Origin of the sequence: Cryptosporangium sp. NPDC048952, from assembly GCF_043197895.1 — a bacterium.
Classification (GTDB): Bacteria; Actinomycetota; Actinomycetes; order Mycobacteriales; family Cryptosporangiaceae; genus Cryptosporangium.
The window spans coordinates 1151995-1168830 of the sequence record NZ_JBICTY010000002.1; the positions used below are offsets into that span (position 1 = coordinate 1151995).

At 69.3% G+C, this 16836-nt stretch carries 17 protein-coding genes; 8 read left to right on the forward strand and 9 right to left on the reverse strand.

Annotated elements, in window-relative coordinates:
* Nucleotides 1–7 precede the first annotated feature (7 nt).
* A complete protein-coding gene (locus ACGFY5_RS13660; RefSeq protein WP_392719916.1) occupies nucleotides 8–814 on the forward strand; it encodes a class I SAM-dependent methyltransferase in 807 nt (268 codons plus the stop codon).
* Nucleotides 811–2577, forward strand: a complete 1767-nt coding sequence (locus ACGFY5_RS13665; protein ID WP_392719917.1) for a choline/carnitine O-acyltransferase — start codon at nucleotides 811–813, stop codon at nucleotides 2575–2577. Before ACGFY5_RS13660 ends, ACGFY5_RS13665 begins: the two co-directional genes overlap by 4 nt.
* Here the strand turns inward: ACGFY5_RS13665 and ACGFY5_RS13670 are convergent.
* On the reverse strand, nucleotides 2563–4602 hold the full coding sequence (locus ACGFY5_RS13670; RefSeq protein ID WP_392719918.1) for a WD40 repeat domain-containing protein: 2040 nt from the start codon (nucleotides 4600–4602) through the stop codon (nucleotides 2563–2565). The genes ACGFY5_RS13665 and ACGFY5_RS13670 overlap by 15 nt on opposite strands.
* Before the next feature lie 36 nt (nucleotides 4603–4638).
* Complete coding sequence (locus ACGFY5_RS13675; protein WP_392719919.1) at nucleotides 4639–6093, reverse strand: MDR family MFS transporter; 1455 nt, start codon at nucleotides 6091–6093, stop codon at nucleotides 4639–4641.
* 80 nt (nucleotides 6094–6173) lie between these two features.
* Here ACGFY5_RS13675 and ACGFY5_RS13680 point away from each other — a divergent pair, with 80 nt between their 5' ends.
* Nucleotides 6174–6773 carry a TetR family transcriptional regulator gene (locus tag ACGFY5_RS13680; protein ID WP_392719920.1) on the forward strand — a complete coding sequence of 200 codons (600 nt, stop codon included), beginning with the start codon at nucleotides 6174–6176 and terminating at the stop codon, nucleotides 6771–6773.
* Here ACGFY5_RS13680 and ACGFY5_RS13685 read toward each other — a convergent pair.
* The gene (locus ACGFY5_RS13685; protein WP_392719921.1) at nucleotides 6760–6906 is read right to left on the reverse strand and encodes a DUF1059 domain-containing protein; all 147 of its coding nucleotides are present in this window, start codon (nucleotides 6904–6906) and stop codon (nucleotides 6760–6762) included. The genes ACGFY5_RS13680 and ACGFY5_RS13685 overlap by 14 nt on opposite strands.
* 56 nt (nucleotides 6907–6962) lie before the next feature.
* On the opposite strand from ACGFY5_RS13685, the gene ACGFY5_RS13690 reads away from it, so the two are divergent.
* Nucleotides 6963–8495, forward strand: coding sequence for an alpha/beta hydrolase (locus ACGFY5_RS13690; RefSeq protein ID WP_392719922.1), 1533 nt, complete (start codon nucleotides 6963–6965; stop codon nucleotides 8493–8495).
* Here the strand turns inward: ACGFY5_RS13690 and ACGFY5_RS13695 are convergent.
* Nucleotides 8458–9135, reverse strand: a complete 678-nt coding sequence (locus ACGFY5_RS13695) for a DNA alkylation repair protein (RefSeq protein ID WP_392719923.1) — start codon at nucleotides 9133–9135, stop codon at nucleotides 8458–8460. The two genes, ACGFY5_RS13690 and ACGFY5_RS13695, sit on opposite strands and share 38 nt — an antisense overlap.
* 125 nt (nucleotides 9136–9260) lie before the next feature.
* On the opposite strand from ACGFY5_RS13695, the gene ACGFY5_RS13700 reads away from it, so the two are divergent.
* On the forward strand, nucleotides 9261–10184 hold the full coding sequence (locus tag ACGFY5_RS13700) for a DUF808 domain-containing protein (protein ID WP_392719924.1): 924 nt from the start codon (nucleotides 9261–9263) through the stop codon (nucleotides 10182–10184).
* On the opposite strand, the gene ACGFY5_RS13705 is transcribed toward ACGFY5_RS13700, so the two are convergent.
* From ACGFY5_RS13705 to ACGFY5_RS13715, 3 genes are read right to left on the reverse strand one after another with little or no spacing between them, the layout of a single operon-like run.
* Nucleotides 10178–10738, reverse strand: coding sequence for a TetR/AcrR family transcriptional regulator (locus tag ACGFY5_RS13705; protein ID WP_392719925.1), 561 nt, complete (start codon nucleotides 10736–10738; stop codon nucleotides 10178–10180). The two genes, ACGFY5_RS13700 and ACGFY5_RS13705, sit on opposite strands and share 7 nt — an antisense overlap.
* The gene (locus ACGFY5_RS13710) at nucleotides 10735–11667 is read right to left on the reverse strand and encodes a carbohydrate kinase family protein (protein WP_392719926.1); all 933 of its coding nucleotides are present in this window, start codon (nucleotides 11665–11667) and stop codon (nucleotides 10735–10737) included. Before ACGFY5_RS13710 ends, ACGFY5_RS13705 begins: the two co-directional genes overlap by 4 nt.
* 14 nt (nucleotides 11668–11681) lie before the next feature.
* A complete protein-coding gene (locus tag ACGFY5_RS13715) occupies nucleotides 11682–12662 on the reverse strand; it encodes a GlxA family transcriptional regulator (RefSeq protein ID WP_392719927.1) in 981 nt (326 codons plus the stop codon).
* A 52-nt stretch (nucleotides 12663–12714) separates the two neighbouring features.
* Here ACGFY5_RS13715 and ACGFY5_RS13720 point away from each other — a divergent pair, with 52 nt between their 5' ends.
* Nucleotides 12715–13056: a cupin domain-containing protein gene (locus ACGFY5_RS13720; RefSeq protein WP_392719928.1), complete on the forward strand. Its 342-nt coding sequence runs from the start codon at nucleotides 12715–12717 to the stop codon at nucleotides 13054–13056.
* Between the two features lie 11 nt (nucleotides 13057–13067).
* On the opposite strand, the gene ACGFY5_RS13725 is transcribed toward ACGFY5_RS13720, so the two are convergent.
* Nucleotides 13068–13598 carry a hypothetical protein gene (locus ACGFY5_RS13725; RefSeq protein ID WP_392719930.1) on the reverse strand — a complete coding sequence of 177 codons (531 nt, stop codon included), beginning with the start codon at nucleotides 13596–13598 and terminating at the stop codon, nucleotides 13068–13070.
* 90 nt (nucleotides 13599–13688) lie between these two features.
* Nucleotides 13689–15083 carry a sugar porter family MFS transporter gene (locus tag ACGFY5_RS13730; RefSeq protein WP_392719931.1) on the reverse strand — a complete coding sequence of 465 codons (1395 nt, stop codon included), beginning with the start codon at nucleotides 15081–15083 and terminating at the stop codon, nucleotides 13689–13691.
* A gap of 95 nt (nucleotides 15084–15178) precedes the next feature.
* Here ACGFY5_RS13730 and lexA point away from each other — a divergent pair, with 95 nt between their 5' ends.
* Nucleotides 15179–15808: a transcriptional repressor LexA gene (gene lexA, locus ACGFY5_RS13735; protein ID WP_392719932.1), complete on the forward strand. Its 630-nt coding sequence runs from the start codon at nucleotides 15179–15181 to the stop codon at nucleotides 15806–15808.
* Between the two features lie 8 nt (nucleotides 15809–15816).
* Nucleotides 15817–16833: a MaoC family dehydratase gene (locus ACGFY5_RS13740; protein WP_392719933.1), complete on the forward strand. Its 1017-nt coding sequence runs from the start codon at nucleotides 15817–15819 to the stop codon at nucleotides 16831–16833.
* Nucleotides 16834–16836: the final 3 nt, after the last annotated feature.

The following is a 16836-nucleotide window of genomic DNA, read 5'->3' on the forward strand; positions in this document are numbered from 1 at the left end:
GAGGCGCGTGCCGAGCGACGAGACCGGCAAGGTGTCCTTCGACCACATCTACTCCCAGACCGATCCGCGGCCGTTCTTCCGGACGTTACGGCCGCTCGAGTACGGCATCCCGGCGCTGGCCGCGCCGCGGTTCGCTGCGCTGATCGACGAGTACCGGGTGGCGCGGGGTGTGCCGGCGCCGAAGCTTCTCGATCTGGGGTGTTCGTACGGCATCAACGCTGCTCTCCTCCGTTGTGACATCACTCTGGACGAGCTCTACGACAGGTATTCCCGGTGGGAAGGCTCCCGGGCGGAACTGCTCACCGCGGACCGGGATCTCGTCCGCTCCCGCGCTCGGCCGGAGCGCGCCTGGTACGCAGGGCTGGACGCCTCGGCCGCGGCCCTGGACTACGCCGTCGCCGCCGGTTACCTCGACGAAGCGATCCGCGCCGACCTCGAGGCCGGTGAGCCCGAGCCGGCCCAGCGCGACCAGATCGACGGCACCGACCTGGTGCTCTCCACCGGCTGCATCGGGTACGTCACCGAGAAGACGCTGCTGCGTATCGTCGACGCAGCCGGGACGCGGCTTCCGTGGATGGCGCACTTCTGCCTGCGGATGTTCCCCTACGATGCGATCTCCGGGCACCTGGACGACCTCGGCTACGAGACCGTGACGGTGGGCGAGCCGGTGCGACAGCGGAAGTTCGCCACGCGTGCGGAACAGTCGTCCGTCCTGGATCGTCTGTCCGAACTGGGCATCGACCCGACCGGCTGGGAATCCGACGGTTGGTTCTACGCTCAGCTGCACATCTCGCGCCCCCGGAGCTCGCTGTGACTCGCACGTTCGCCCACGAGGACTCGCTTCCCCGCTCGCCGCTGCCCGCTCTGGAGGACAGCGGCGCGCGGTTCCTGCAGTGGTGCGCGCCGCTGTTGTCGTCGTCGCAGCTCGCGGAGACGTCAGCGTCGGTGACCGAGTTCCTCGACGGTCCCGGGCGCACGCTGCACGCCGCGCTGGAGAAGTACGACGCCAGCGAAGGCGTGCACAGCTGGCTCGACACGTTCTGGCCCTACCGGTACCTGGGCCGGCGCGACCGGATCGCGCTCAACGCGAACTTCTTCTTCCTGTTCCGCGATGCGCCGCTGAACCAGGTGGAACGGGCGACGGCGCTCATCGCGGGTGCGCTCGCGTTCAAGCATCTGGTCGACGTCGAGCAGCTGCCGCCCGCTGTCGTGCGCGGTGCCCCGCAGACCATGGAGCAGAACAAGTATCTGTTCTCGACGACGCGAATCCCCGGTGAGGTGCAGGACACGGTCCGTGGCCCGTACGGGAAGGGGTGGGAGGGGCCGTCGGCTGCTCGGCACATCGTGGTGTTGCATCGCGGCACGATGTACCGGCTAGAGGTGGTCGGACACACGCTGGAGGAAATTTCGGCGGGGTTGCGGGCCGTGCTCGAGTCCGGTTTCGTGACCGATCATCCCGTGGGGCACCTGACGACGAAGGCTCGCGCGGAGTGGGCGGCGGATCGGCGGCAGTTGGATCCTGCGCTGCTGGAGGAGATCGAGAGCGCGCTGTTCTGCGTGTGCCTGGAGGACGTCGTGCCGGCCTCCGATCTCGAGGCGGCGGATCACTTGCTGCACGGGGACAGTGGGAATCGGTGGTTCGACAAGGCGGTGTCGTTCGTCGTTTTCGCTGATGGGCGGGCCGGAATCAACGTGGAGCACTGCGAGCTCGACGGCACGACAATCCTGGGCTTCACGGATTTCGTGCTCGGTTTCGAGCCGGCGAGTCATGAAGCGGCCTCTTCTGGTGTGCCGGTTCCGCGTCGCCTCGATTTCGCATTGGACGACGCCCTGCGCGCCTCGGTGCAGGAGGCCGCGCAATCGTTCGCGGACTATGCCGCGGCCACCGCGACGAACGTGGTGACGTTCCGTCATCTGGGAGCTGATCACGCGAAGCGGCTGAAGATTTCGCCCGACGCGTTCATGCAGCTGGCGTACCAACTCGCCCACCGCCGAGCCAAGGGCATCACCGGCGCCACCTACGAATCCATCGCCACCCGCCAGTACCGACGAGGCCGCACCGAGGCCATGCGGGTCGTCACCCCCGAGGCCGTGGCCTTCGTCAACGCCATGGAGGCGTCCGCCCCACCGGCGCAGGCCGACGCGGCGTCGGTGGCGGCGCGGGCGCGGGCTTTGCGGGAGGCGGCGGGGGCTCATGTTCGGCGTGCCAAGGAGTGTCAGGTCGGGGAGGCTCCGGAGCAGCATTTGTGGGAGTTGCAGCTCATTCAGCGTCGGCGTGGAGCGGAGCTGGGGGTCGATGATGAGCCCTCGCTGTTTTCGTCGCCCGGCTGGTTGATCATGCGCGACGACTATCTGAGCACGAGTTCGGCGCCGTCGACCTCGATCGACTACTTCGGGTTCGGATCGACGAGCAGCCAGTGCATCGGCGTCGGCTACGTACTGTTGCCGGATCGCGTAGCGATCCACCTGAGCACGCCCCGCGCCGTCGAAGACGGCATGAACGCGTTCGCCGAGCAGCTCGGCGTCGCTCTCCGCGAGCTGACCGAGCTGCTCGAGGCCGAGCTACTCGAGGCCTAGCTGCTCGAGGCCTAGCTGCTCAAGGCCTAGCTGCTCGAGGCCTAGTGCCACGACGCCGGTGTCGGTGCCGACGACGAGCACCGTGCCGGCGGCCCAGAGGGTGCGGGGGGTCGCGTCGAGGTCGATCAGCGTGGTCCCACCGGTGGTGGGTGTCCACAGCCGCAGGTTGTGGTCCGGGGCGCTCACCGTGGCGACGACCAGGGTGTCGTCCGCCGTGGTCAGGGCCGCGACGGCGCCCACGCCGGTGTGGGCGGGGTCGGGGGGCAACGGGTCGCCGAGCCGGACGCCGAACGTCGTCCAGAGGGAGACGCGGCCGTCACCGTCGGCGAGCGCGATGCCGCCGGGTGTGCCGGCCACGCCGACCAGGGTGCGATGGCCGATCGCGGCGAGCCTCGGGGCCGACGGGGCCATCGTCGAGCGTTGGCCGGTGACGGCGGCGGAGCTCCAGACGTCGACGGTGAGCTCACCGGACACCGCGACGACCTGGTCCCCGAACGTGACATCGGGCACCGACGTGAGCGCCCGGATCTCGCCCGTCCGGTACAGCTCCCCCAGTGGTTCAGCGGCCACGGGGTCCCAGAGCTGCACGGACCCGTCAGCGTGCCCGGTCACCACGACGGTCCGCCCATCCCGCAAATCCGCCAGCCATCCCGGATCATCCGGATGCCGCCCGTGCACCGGCGCGGGAACGACCGCCGGCGCGACCGCCCGAATCGCCCCAGGCCGCGCGCTCAGCAACTCACCGGTCGCGACATCCCACCACCGAAACGCGTCTCCTCCCGCAACGACATACGCCCGCCCGTCGGGCATCGTCACCGAGGCGGCTCCCCCACCGGCCGACACAGCCACGCCTCCACCCGGGGCCGACGCTGCGGCAGCGCCTCCGGCCGCGGATGTGCCGGTGGCTGGCAGGGAGGTGCCGGTGGTCAGGTCCCAGCGGTCCAGGCCGTCGGGGCCTACGCCCGCGAGGATTGTTTGACCGGTGTGCAGGGTGGCTGCGGTCAGGGCCGTGATCGGGCCGGATTCGGCGCGCCACCGGACCTGTGCCAGCGGCGCCGGGGCGGACCTCGGCCAGCCGCGCGGGGCGGGCTTGAAGCCGTTGGCGTCGGCGAAGGTCGCGGGATCGAGGCCGGCGGCGTCCACGGGCTCCGCGAACTCGTCCTCGGCGATCAGATCGCCGATCCAGTACACGTCCTCGCACGTCACACACTGGTAATGCCCGGCCAACCGGGCAATCGTCCGCCCCCACGCCGCATCACCCCGCAACGCCACCATCGCGGCGATCAAACACCACACCGCCGCGGGCGGCGTCGTCTCCGGAACGCCGGCCCGCGCCACCCGCACCGCGACCCGCGCGAACTCCTCCCAGCCCGGCCCGAACAACTCCCGAGCCGCCTCGATCTCCTCGGCCAACGAAATCCACCCGGGAACAGACCGGGCATCCGCAGCAAGGTCCGGCACCGGCGGCGGCGCACACGGCGGCCCCAACGGGTCACCGAACCCGTCCACCTCGTCCTGCTCCTCGCACCCGGGACACGTCAACGTCACGTACGCCTCACCGGGCGAGAGGAACGACCACATCGCGCCCCCGCTCGGGTGCCCCGCGAGCGTCACACACGCCAAAGCGAAATAGCTGCCACCGAACTCGGCACGCTCCCGGAACACCTCCAGCGCCCCGGTCTCCGCGACACCGATCGCCGCGGTCACGCTCTCCTGCAGCCCCTCGGCCGGCGGGCCCTCGTAGTAATCCGCCCCGGCCGTCACCCAGAACCCGATCTCGGTCCAGAGCTCGGCGCGCTCCTCGGCGTCCAACGACGGGGCGAGGTCCACCAGGTGCGGGATCGCCGCCGACGTGACGTCGTACACCGTGCCCTGGTGCAGCAGCTCGGACCGAAGCGAGTCCCACGGCTCCCCGAGCTGCCGCCGCGTCAGTACCTCACGGAGCGATTCGAGGGCCTGCTCCGTGGAAAAGCAGGCGTCGAATTCGAGCCAGAGCGGACTGTCGAGCGGCAACTTCGCGAGCATGCCGCACCCTACCGAACGCCGTACATAGTGGATCGATCAGTGCACGGGAACGCGTCCGCCGTCCGGAGCGCCGCGGACCAGCAGCGACGCGGCGACCGCGGCCAGCGAGATGACCCCGCCCCAGACGAACGCCGCCTGCACACCGTCCGCGGTCGCGGTGACCGTGTCCGCGCCGTCGGCGAGCCCGGACGCCGTGGTGCGCGACAGCACCGTCACGAACAGTGCGGTACCGGCCGCTCCGGCCACCTGCTGCAACGTGCTGATGACCGCGCTGCCGTGCCCGTACCGGGAGGGTGGTAGGCCCGCCAGGGCTGACGTCATCAGCGGCGTGAGCATCAGCGCGAGGGCTGACGTCAGCATCACGTGGAAGAGCACGACGAGAGCGGTGGACGTCGACGGACCGGCGGTAGCCAGCAGCCAGAGGGCTGCGCTGAGCACGACGGTGCCGGGGAGGACCAGCGGACGCGGGCCGAACCGGTCGTAGAGGCGCCCGACGATCGGGGAGAGCGCGCCCATCGCGAGCCCACCGGGGAGCACGAGCAGACCGGCCGCGAGCGTGCTCATGCCGTGGACGCTCTGCAGGTAGATCGGCAGCAGGATCAGTGCGCCGAACAGCGACATGAAGCCGGCGATCATCACGAGGACCGAGACCGTGAACGAGCGGTGGGCGAAGACGCGCAGGTCCATGAGCGGTCCGCGGCCATGCTGCAGGGCACGTTGACGCCGGACGAACAACGCGAGTGCGACGACGCCGACCAGCACCGGGATCCATGGGGAGGCGTGGCCGCTGCCTTCGCCGAGGCTCGAGAGGCCGTAGATCAGGCCGCCGAAGCCGGCTGCGGAGAGCAGGAGCGAGAGGACGTCGAGGTGCGCGCGCCGGGGTGTGGTGACATTACGTACTTTCCATGCACCCAGCGCCAGGCTGAGAAGCGCAATGGGCAGTACGACGAGGAACAGCCAGCGCCAACTCAGCCGCGAGAGCACCAGCCCGGACACTGTCGGTCCGATTGCCGGGGCGACCGAGATGACGATCGAGATGACGCCCATGATCCGGCCCCGGGCGCTGGGCGCGACCAGGCTCATCGCGGTGGTCATCAGCAAGGGGATCATCACGCCGGTGCCGGCGGCCTGCACGACCCGGCCGACGAGCAGCACGGCGAATCCGGGTGCGACGGCGGCGATCAGGGTGCCGGTGCTGAAGAGCCCCATCGCGGCGACGAACACCTGCCGGACGGTGAACCGCTCCATGATGAAGCCGGTCGCGGGGATCACGACCGCCATCGTGAGCAGGAAGCCCGTGGTGAGCCACTGGCCGGTGGCGGCGGAGACGTTCAGGTCGCTCATCAGGCGCGGTAAGGCCAGCGACATGACTGTTTCGTTGAAGATGACGACGAACGTCGAGATGACCAGCAGGCCGATGAGGGTGCGGTCGGCGGGGCTCAGCGATCGTTCGATCGAGGTGGTCGTCGTGGGTTCGGCTGCGATGGCCACCGATGCGCTCCAATGATTGTTGCTCGAAGCACAGCTTAGTGGCAGTCACTGCCACATCGGCACGCGCTAGCATGTCGGCCGTGACTGACATCACCAGTCTTCGGGAGCGCCGCCGGCTGGCCACGTCCGCCGAGATCGAGGCGGCCGCGTTCGAGCTGTTCGCCGAACGCGGGTCGGAACACACCACTGTCGACGACATCGCGGCGGCGGCGGGCGTTTCGCCGCGCACGTTCTTCCGCTACTTCCCCACCAAGGAAGACGCCGTCCTAGGCGTCAAACGAGACTTCTACGCCGCGGTGAGCGAGCACATGTTTCCGCGCGCGGACGACCCCGGCGGCGCGGCCGCGGTCGGGCTGGGCGAGCTGGCCGGTGCGACCGCGGCGGCGCTCGACTCGTTCGGGGCGGCGGCGCGGGAGCGGATGGTGCGGGTGCGGTGCCTGTGCGAGCAGGACGCCAACCTGCGGCACCGGTCGCTGCTCCTCGACGCCGAACAGTGCCGATTGCGGCAGGATCAGATCGGCGGCTCGCATCCCAGGCTACTGGTGGAAAGCCTCAACGTCGCGCTGACCGCAGCCCTCGACGACTGGGCCATTCGGTCCGCGGCCGGAGAGGACGCCGACCTCGTCGAGGTCTTCCGCACGACCTGCGACGTCCAACGCCAGCTGTTCAGTACGCGATGAAGAGGATCTCGTCGCGGGAGTACTCGTGATCGGGGTGTTGGGCCGCGAGGTGCGCCTGGGCCTTGGCGACGAGATCGTCCTCGTCCACACCCTCGATGAATTCCCCGCACGGACAGCTCAGCCTCGTCTTCATCCACCCATTATGGAGTGAAGTGTTTTCGGCCTAGCCGACTAGGGCACTGGGTGGGCATGCCTCCCTCGGAACTCAGTGCGGCGCTGGCGGCCGGAGTGCTCGTGCTCGCGGCGTGCTCACCGTCGTCCACCGCTTCGCAGACCGACGACTCCTTACAACGGTTCTACGACCAGAAGCTGACGTTCTCCGCGTGTGACGGATACGCCACCACCCCGGCCGACACGAAGCTGTTCGCGAGCAGCACGACCTACCAGTGCGCGCGCCTCGAGGTACCGCTCGACTACGACGACCCCGACGGCGACACCGCCCAGATCGCGATGCTGCGCGTGCCCGCCCGGGGAAAGTCCCTCGGCCCGCTGGTGCTGAACTCTGGCGGACCGGGTGGAACCGGCATGAACTTCGCGGCGATCACGGCGACGAACCTCGCGAAGAGCCCGGTCACCGAACGCTTCGACCTGATCGGCTTCGACCCCCGCGGTATCGGCGCCACGAAACCGGCCGCCAAGTGCTTCACCCCCGAGGACCTCGCCAACGAGAACGGCGCGATCGACTTCCTCGTGACCGACACGAAGGGCACGGCAGCCGACACCCAGCGCCTCGCCGACCACTGCACGGAGCTGTCCGGTGGCGAGAAGGTCGTGGGCTCGTTCGCGTCGCGTGACGTCGCCCGCGACATGGACGTCCTGCGCGCCGCACTAGGCCAGGACAAGCTCAACTTCCTAGGCCAAAGCTACGGCACCCGCATCGGCGCCCTGTACGCCCGCGAGTTCCCGCAGAACGTCCGCGCGATGGTCATCGACGGCGCGGTCGATCCGCAGCTCGGATTCGCCGACCGGCGCGTCGGAAGCTTCGCCGCGTTCCAGAAAGCGTTCGACGGGATGGCCGCCGACTGCGCGAGCAAGCCGAACTGCGGTCTCGGGCAGGACCCGAACCGTGCGCTCGAGGTGTACCAGAGCGCGATGCAGCCCCTGGTCACCAAGCCGCTGGCGGCAACGGACGGCCGCAAGCTGACGTTCAACGCGGCCACCGGCTTCGTGATCAGCGCGCTGTACGACCCGGTGGCGTGGCCGTTCGTCACCAAGGCCGTCGGTGACATCGCCCAGGGCGACCCCGCCTCGATGCTCGCCGTCATCGATCGGCTCGCCACCGCGAGCGCCGCCGGCGGCAACTTCCCCGACGCCAGTTTCGCGATCAACTGCATGGACAACGAGCGCTTGACGCCGGAGCAGGCCGTCGACCTGCGGAAGCGACTTTGGGAGGCCGCACCGTTCCTCGACCCCGGTCACGGCCCCGAGGGCGCCCGGGACGCGTGCGAGGCGTGGCCGGTCGAGTCGAAGCCGACGACCCCGTTCCCCGAGCGGGTCGAGGGCCTGCCCCCGACGCTGACGGTCTCGATCACGAATGACACGACCACGCCGCACTCGGGTGGCATCAGCCTCGCGAAGACGCTCGGCGGCAGCCTGCTCACCGTCGACGGCTGGGGACACACGATCGCGCCGGGCGGCAAGAACGCCTGCGTGAACGCGTACGTGGCGGACTACCTGGTGAACCTCACGACTCCGCCGGCTGACGCTCGGTGCGCCGGCTGACGATCTCGTTGATCCAGACGGGTGCGAACGGCGACGTGCAGCCGGGTGGCGTCGGGTAGTCCTTGAGCACCTGCAGTCGCTCCCCGATGTCGAGCGCCCGGGCGCGGTGCTCCGCGTGCTCGATCCCGATCTGGGCCAGGCAGTGGTTCATCGCCCACTGCAGACGGTCCGGCGCGCCCTTCAGATCGGCCTCGATCTCGTCGAGCAAAACGACGAGGTCGAGGCCGTCGGGCTTCTTCGCGACGCGCTCGGTGGTCAGCGCCCAGCCGGCGCTGGCCACCACGGGGTCGGGGTCAGCCGACCACGCGACGCGCAGGGCGTCGGAATGAGCGTTTTTCTTGACGACGTAGTTGACGAGCCAGTCGTGCACCTTGGGAGTACGCGACTCGCGGAGCATCGTGTCGAGCTCGTCGCGCTCGAACGCTTTCGGACGGCAGATCAGGAGCGCGAGGAGGCGCGCCGCGCTGTCGCCGGTCCGCCAGAGCTCGCGGGCGAGGTCCTGCTGGGTCTTCAGCCGCTTCGCGATCGCGCGCAGCTTGCCGAGGTTCACGGCGTGGTCGTCGCCGTGTTTCTCGTTCACCTCGCGGATCTTCGGGTCCTCGAGTGCGGCCAGCTCCACCATCACGTCCGCCACCGTCATGACGTATAAGCCTACACTTATTCGAGACGGGATCCGACCGATGCTCGCAGCAACCAACCGGGGTTCCGGGAAGACTTGCGACAATGACCAGCACGGACGCTGTCTAGCCCTGGAAGGACTACCCCGTGGCCGGTGGACTTGTTGCTCTGTTGGACGACGTCGCGGTGTTGGCGCGCACTGCTGCCGCCTCGCTCGATGACATCGGTGCGGCCGCGGCCAAGGCGAGTACCAAGGCGGCGGGTGTCGTCGTCGACGATGCCGCCGTCACCCCGCAGTACGTGCGGGGCCTCGCCGCCAAGCGTGAACTGCCGATCATCAAGCGCATCGCGCTCGGCTCGCTGCGTAACAAGTTCCTGATCATCCTGCCGGTGGTGCTGCTGCTCAGCCAGTTCCTGCCGGGGCTGCTCACCCCGATCCTGATGATCGGCGGCGCGTACCTCTGCTACGAGGGCGCGGAGAAGGTGTGGCACAAGATCGCCCATCGCGGCGCCCACCAGGAGGAAGAGGGCGCCAAGGACGAGAAGGCCCTGATCTCCGGCGCGGTGCGCACGGACCTGATCCTGTCCGCCGAGATCCTGGTCATCTCGCTGAACGAGGTCATCGACGAGCCGTTCTGGTCCCGCCTGGCGATCCTGGCCGTCGTCGCGCTGATCATGACCGTCGTCGTCTACGGCGCCGTCGGGCTCATCGTCAAGATGGACGACGCCGGGCTGCGGCTGGCCGCGGGCCCCGGCGCCGTCGCCGCGCTCGGTCGCGGACTGGTGAAGGCGATGCCGATCGTGCTCACCGCACTGACGATCATCGGCACCGCGGCGATGCTCTGGGTCGGCGGGCACATCCTGCTGGTCGGCACCGACGATCTCGGCTGGCACGCCCTGTACGGCGCGGTGCACCACATGGAGGAGGCCGCGCACGACGCCACCGGCGCTCTCGGCGGGGTCGTCGGCTGGCTCGTCAACACCGTGTTCAGCGCGATCCTCGGGCTGATCGTCGGCGCGCTGATCGTCGTCGTGATGACGTTGATCGCCAAGCGTCGCAAGGCTCACTGAGCAGGCAGGTACATCCCGGCGAAGAGCCGGACCGCGTCCCGGAGCACGTCGCGGTCGTCGGGACGCGGATGGGCGATGCGCTGGAGCGCGAAGCCGTCGAGCAGCGCGATGAGATGACGCGCGGCCCTGCCCGGTTCGGCCGCGCCCAACGCGCGCAGCACTGTCGTCGCTGCGCTCTCGTAGGCCTCGACGATGCGGGTGACCGGCTCGACGAGGTCGGGCCGGCGGGTCCGCCCGAGGTACGCCTCGAACTGCACGAGCACCGTCGGGGCGGTGACCACCTCCACCAGCAGGTCGATCGTCTCGTCGAGCGGGACGTCGTCGGCCAGGAAGTCGGCCGACTCCAGGATGGTGTCGGCGACGCGCGTCACGGCGGCGCCGATGAGCTCGTCCAGCGACGAGAAGAAGTACGACGTCGTGGAGAGCGGCACGCCGGCCGCCGCGGCGACCGCGCGGTGCGTGACGCCCTCGAGCCCGTGGTCGGCGATCACCTCGACGGCGGCGTCGAGGAGCTGCGTCCGGCGCAGCTCCCCTCTGGTGTAGCGCTTCGTCACCATGTCGGTGTCGACACGGCGAACGCGTCGACGGACGCCAGGTCGTAGGAGCCGGCGTCGGTGCCGATGCCCTGCGCGACCTGCGCCGCGGCTGCGCACCCCAGCCGGGCGGACTCCTCGAGCGAGCGGCCCTCGGCGCGGCCCAGGATGAAGCCGGCCGAGAACGCGTCGCCGCAGCCGGTCGTGTCGACGACGTCGATGCGGAACGCCGGCACCTCGATCACCTCGTCGCGGGTCACGACGAGGGCGCCCTTCTTACCCTGCGTGGTCGCGACGAGCCCAGCACCCGCCTCGATCAGGGCGCGAGAACCGCTGACCAGGTCCTTCGCACCGGTGAAGCCGAGGACCTGCTCGTCGTTGGGCAGGAAGTAGTCGGTGTGCGGCAGGGCCTGCGCGATCCACTCGAGCATGCCCGGGTCACCGGGGGCGAGCAGGTCGATCGACGTGGTCAACCCGCGCTCCTTCGCCGAGGCGAGCAGCTCACCGGCGGCCTCTCCCCCGAGGAACTCCGGGCCACCCAGGTGGAGGTGGGTGCAGCCGTTCAGGGCTTCCCGGTCGAGGAGGTCGAGCGTGAACGCGCCGTTGGCGCCGATGCAGTGCCAGGCCGGTCGGTCGCCGTTGGGCCGCACCGGGATCACGGACGACGAAGTCTGCGCGGCCTCGGTGCGGGTGATCCCCGTGGTGTCGACGCCCTCGCGGCCCAGTGCGGCGAGGAGCGCGTCGCCGAGCGGGTCGGCGCCGACCGCGCCCTGGGAGCGCACCGTCGCGCCGAGGCGGCTCAGTACCACCGCGGTGCCGCCCGCGGTGCCCGCCGGGGAGAGGCGGATCGTCTCGACGAGTTGGCCCTCGGAGCCCTCGGGAATCGACTGGATTCCGATGACGTGGGTGTCGAGGACATGGACGCCGATCGTGGCGACGGTGACGGTCATGCCGCACCCTAGCGTCAACCTTGGACGGATGTCCGAGGTTGAGCGAAGCGCTTGCGGTACTCCGTGGGGCTCACGCCCAGGTGGCGGCGGAAGAGGTTACGGAGGTTGGCGCCCGTGCCGAGGCCCGCGTGGTGGGCGACCGATTCGACCCCGCTGGCGCCCTGCTCGATCAAGCGACACGCCAGCTCGACCCGTTGCGCGGTGAGCCACTCGACCGGCGTGCTCCCCACCTCCCGGCGGAACCGCCGGTGGAACGTGCCGGGCGTGAGCCCCGCCCGCCGCGCCAACTCGTCCACCGTGAGCTTCCGGTGCAGATTCGACGACGCCCACTCCAACACCGGAGCCAACGAATCCACCGTCGCCGGCGGCAACGGCTGCTCGACGAACTGCCGCTGTCCCCCGTCCCGCACCGCAGCGAACACGAGCCTGCGCGCGACGTGGTTGGCCACCTCCGCGCCGAAGTCCCGGCGGACGATGTGCAGCCCCAGGTCCAGGGCGGCCGCACTGCCCGCCGACGTCAGCACGTCCCCGTCGTCGACAAAGAGAACGTCCGGTTCCAGCCGGACGGACGGGAACCGCCGACGGAACTCCGACGCGAGCTGCCAGTGCACTGTCGCCCGCCGACCGTCGAGAACCCCCGCCTCGGCGAGCGTGAACGCGCCGGTGCACAGCCCCACCAGGCGCGCACCCCGCTCGTGTGCCCGCCGGATCGCCCGGAGCACCGCCGGCCTCGACGGCAGCTCCACCTCCGGACGATTCGGGACGATCACCATGTCCGCGGACTCGATGTCAGCCAGCCGCCCCTGCGCACTGATCGTGAACAGCCCGTCCCGCATCCGAACCCCCGGCCGGGGCGTCACGACCGTCATCCGATACGGCTCGAAGCCGAGCAACTCACGCCGGCTGATGCCGAAGATCTCGGTCGCGCACCCGACCTCGAACGGGTTCGAATTCTCGTCAACGACGAGCACGACCGCGCAGGATCCTTTCGACATGAATCATTTCTAACACTGTCGGTGCCGCGCGCCACGAGACAGGATTCGGACCATGCTCCAGAAGATCTCGCTTCGCAGCGAAGCCGACCAACTCACCGAGTTCTGGTCACAGCGCGTGCTCGCCGCCGGCAACGGCAACCTGTTCAAGGTCGCCAAAGGCACCGGCTCCACGAACTGGCACAGCCACGACGACCAGGACGAGACGTTCCTCCTTCTGGAGGGCCGCCTCACCGTGCAGCTGCGCGACGGTGACGTCGACCTCGCGCCCGGCGACCTGCTGGTCATCCCCCGGGGCGTCGAGCACTGCCCGCGGGCCGACGGGGAGGCACGATTCCTCCTCGTCGGCCCGGAGATCACGTCGACCGCCGCGGGCGGCAAGCCGGACTGGAGTTAGGGCGGGCGCCGTCAGATACCGGCGGTGTGCGTCGCCCAGATCGCGTTCGTGCCCGCGATACCGCAGTAGATGACGAGATTGTTGTCGCTCTGAGTCGCCAGGATCGGGAACTCGGTGTACCGATTGCACTTGTTGTACGTGCCGCTCGACCAGACCGCCCGCGCGTACCCGGACGTGTAGAGCACGAGGTTGCCGTCCTGTTGCCAGAGCATCTGGGTCGCTCCGGAACCCGCGGTGTTCGTGTGCCACTTCCGGACGCCGGCCTTGTTGTAGACGCCCAGGTCACCGTTGACCATCCGGAGCGTCGCGGTGCCCTTGTAGAACGTCCAGCGATTGCCGTTGTCGAGCCACTGGCAGCCGTACATGTTGTGCGTCCACACCGTGTTGTTGATCGGGCTCAGGTAGTCCTTGGCCTCCCCGGGCCTGCCCTCGGGCCCGGCAGTGCGGTCGCACGCCGTCGCCGGGAAGGCCTGCGCCGGACTGCCGAGGAAAAGTACCGAAGCCGCCGCTAACACGAGCGCCGCGATGACACGTCGGAACATACGCGTCCCTCTCTACCTCCGGGCGCCCCCGTGACGCACCGGTTCGGCACACCTTAGAGGTTCGATCCGCTCCACTGTGAACAACGCGAATCAACGGAAATCGGCGGGCGTGAACTTGCGGTTGGCCAAATGCTCCTCGATCTGCTCGAGGCTCTGGCCGGTCAGCTCCGGCATCTTGAGGTACAGGAACACGAACGCGATGACGTTGAACAGCGCGTACAGCCAGAACGTCTGGCCGGTTCCGATCGCGTTCATGATGCTGAGCAGCGTCAGCGTGATGATGACGTTGGTGCCCCACAGCGACGCCGACTGGGCCGCGGCACCCGCCGCCCGCGTGGCGAGCGGGTAGATCTCCGAGCCGGTCAGCCAGCCCATGAGCTGGATACCACCGGCGGTGAACGCCATGAACGCGATGAGCGTCGCGACGATCCACGGCACCATCGACTTGCCGTCGTTGCCGGACACGAAGAACCACCCGAGCACGATCAGCGCGAGCGCGGCGAACGGCAAAGTCAACAGCGTCAGCCGACGACGTCCGACGCGGTCGATGATGGCCAGGCCGATGAGCTGGGCGATCAGATAGGTCAGACCGAGTGCGACGGAGACGCGCAGCGCGGTGGAGTCCGAGAAGCCGTTGTCGGTGAGGATCGTGGGCGTGTAGTACACGATCATCTCGATGCCGGACAGCTGGGTGAAGATCGCGAGTCCACACCCGACGACGAGCGCGGGTCGCACCCACGCGGCCTTGAGCCCGGCCCAGCCGCGGGTGCTGGCTTCCCGCTCGGCTTTGACGTTGTCCTGGATCTCGCCGAACTCGGCGGACAGGTCGGCGTCGGGGTGGCGAACCCGGCCCAGCGCCTCGCGCGCCTTGTCGTCCTGGCCCTCGCGGGCGAGCCAGCGCGGGCTCTCCGGCAGCCGCAGCATCAGCAGGAACATGAGACCGGCCGGGATCGCGGCCATGCCGATCGAAACGCGCCAGTCGATGACCTCCGCCGCGCCGACGATCGTCGCGATCACGATGCCGACGCCGATCGCGATCTGGAAGAACAGCACCAGGCGGCCCCGGTAGGCGGACGGGGCGAGCTCGGCGACGTACACGGGCGCGGTCTGGGTGGCGCCGCCGACCGCGAAGCCCAGGATCAGGCGACTGATCGACAGGCTGATCGGCTCCGGCGAGAGCGACGCCGCGAGCGCACCGACGACGAAGATGATGCCGATGAGCAGCAGCGTGCCGTGACGGCCGCGCCGCTCGGCCAACCGGCTGCAGGTGAGGGCACCGATGACGGCGCCGACGAGGATCGACGCGGTGATCGCCTGTTCCCAGAGGTGGCCGATGTCGAAGTCGTCGCCGATCTGGAGCAACGCGCCGGAGATGATGCCGGTGTCGTAGCCGTAGAGCAGCCCCGAAATGGCCGAGACCAGGGCTACCACGATCACTGATCCGGTAAGACGGTCGTTGTCGGTCTTCACGGCATTCTGGGTCACTGCGACCTCCCGGTGGCGCACCGTCGCGTGGCGGCCCTACTACCCAGAACGGCGTTCATTAACGCACGGTCTCCACGTTGAGGCAGGATGCGGACATGGATGAGGACCTCGACACGTCGATGTTGAGCGAACGGCAGCGTCAGATCCTCGTGGTCATCCAGGAGTCGGCGCTGCGCAACGGCTACTCGCCGTCGACGCGCGAGATCGCCGACGCGCTGGGGTTGGCGTCGACGTCGACGGTGAGTCGGCAGTTACGGAACTTGGAGGACCTCGGGTTCCTGCGACGGGGCCGGGCCACACGCCCGATCGACGTTCGGATGTTCTTGGAGCCGGTTGCCGTCGACGCTCCGGGCACCATCGGGGTGCCCGTGCTCGGGGACATCGCTGCCGGCACGCCGATCCTCGCCGAGGAGACGTCGGACGAAGTGCTGTCGCTCCCCCGCGACCTGGTGGGTAAGGGCACGCTGTTCGGTCTGCGGGTGCGCGGCGATTCGATGATCGACGCCGCGATCTGCGACGGGGACCTGGTCGTCGTCAAGCAGCAACCGGAGGCGTACAACGGCGAGATCGTGGCGGCGATGATCGACGACGAAGCCACCGTGAAGGTGTTCCGGCGTCGCAACGGGCACGTGATCCTCGAACCGCGCAACCCCGCGTACTCCGACATCGACGGGGATCGAGCCGTGATTCTCGGCAAGGTCGTGTCGGTGTTGCGTCGCACCTAAGGAGCGTCATGCGTGCCGAAGGGCCTTATTTCGACGAGTTGAGCGTCGGGCAGGTGTTCGCGGACGCGCCGGCGTACACGTTGAGTTCGGGGCGCGCTGCCACGCACCAGGCGATTCTGGGTGATCGGCTGCGGCTCGCACTGGACACCGAGCTGGCCGATGCGGTGGCGGGGCGGGGGGCGTTGGCGCACCCGGCGTTCGTGTGGGACGTGGCGATCGGGCAGTCGACGGTCGTGACGCATCACGTGCGGGCGAATTTGTTCTACCGGAACCTGGCCTTCCATCGGCTGCCGGCGATCGGCGACACGTTGCACACCGTGACGACGGTGGCCGGGTTGCGCCAGAACACCCGGCGCGAGGGACGGCCGCCGACGGGGTTGGCGGCGTTGCGGATCGTGACGGTGGATCAGGAGGGTCGGTCGGTTCTCGACTTCTACCGCTGCGCGATGGTGCTGTTGGGTGCGGACGTGGAGACGGATCACCGCGACGACCTCGACGCGCTGGGAAGCGCGGGGCGAGGCACTGGCGCGGGCAGCCCCGGCGCTGTGGGCTCAGGCGCGGGCGGGCCTGGCGCGGCGGGCCAGGCTGCTGCCGGGTGGGACCTGGGGGCTTGGCGGGCTCGGGTGCCTTCTGGGCGGGCGTTGGAGGTCGGGGCGCGTATCGAGGTAGTGGGTGGGGATGTGGTGAGCAGTGCGCCGGAGTTGGCGCGGCTCACGCTGAACGTCGCTCGGGTGCACCACGATTCGGCGGCCGGCGGCGGGCAGCGGCTCGTGTACGGCGGCCACACGATCGGGCTGGCGCTCAGTCAGGTCAGCCGGGCGCTCCCGGACCTGGTCACCGTGCTGGGCTGGGAGAGCTGCGACCACGTCGGCCCGGTCCACGAGGGCGACACCGTGCACAGCGTGATCACTGTCGAGGACGTGTCGCCCGCCCCCACGGGGGGCCGGATAGCCGCCCTCCGTAGCGAAGTCACATCAGCCGGGCGCCCCGTGCTCGACTGGCGCTTCCACGCCCTCTTCGCCTGACCA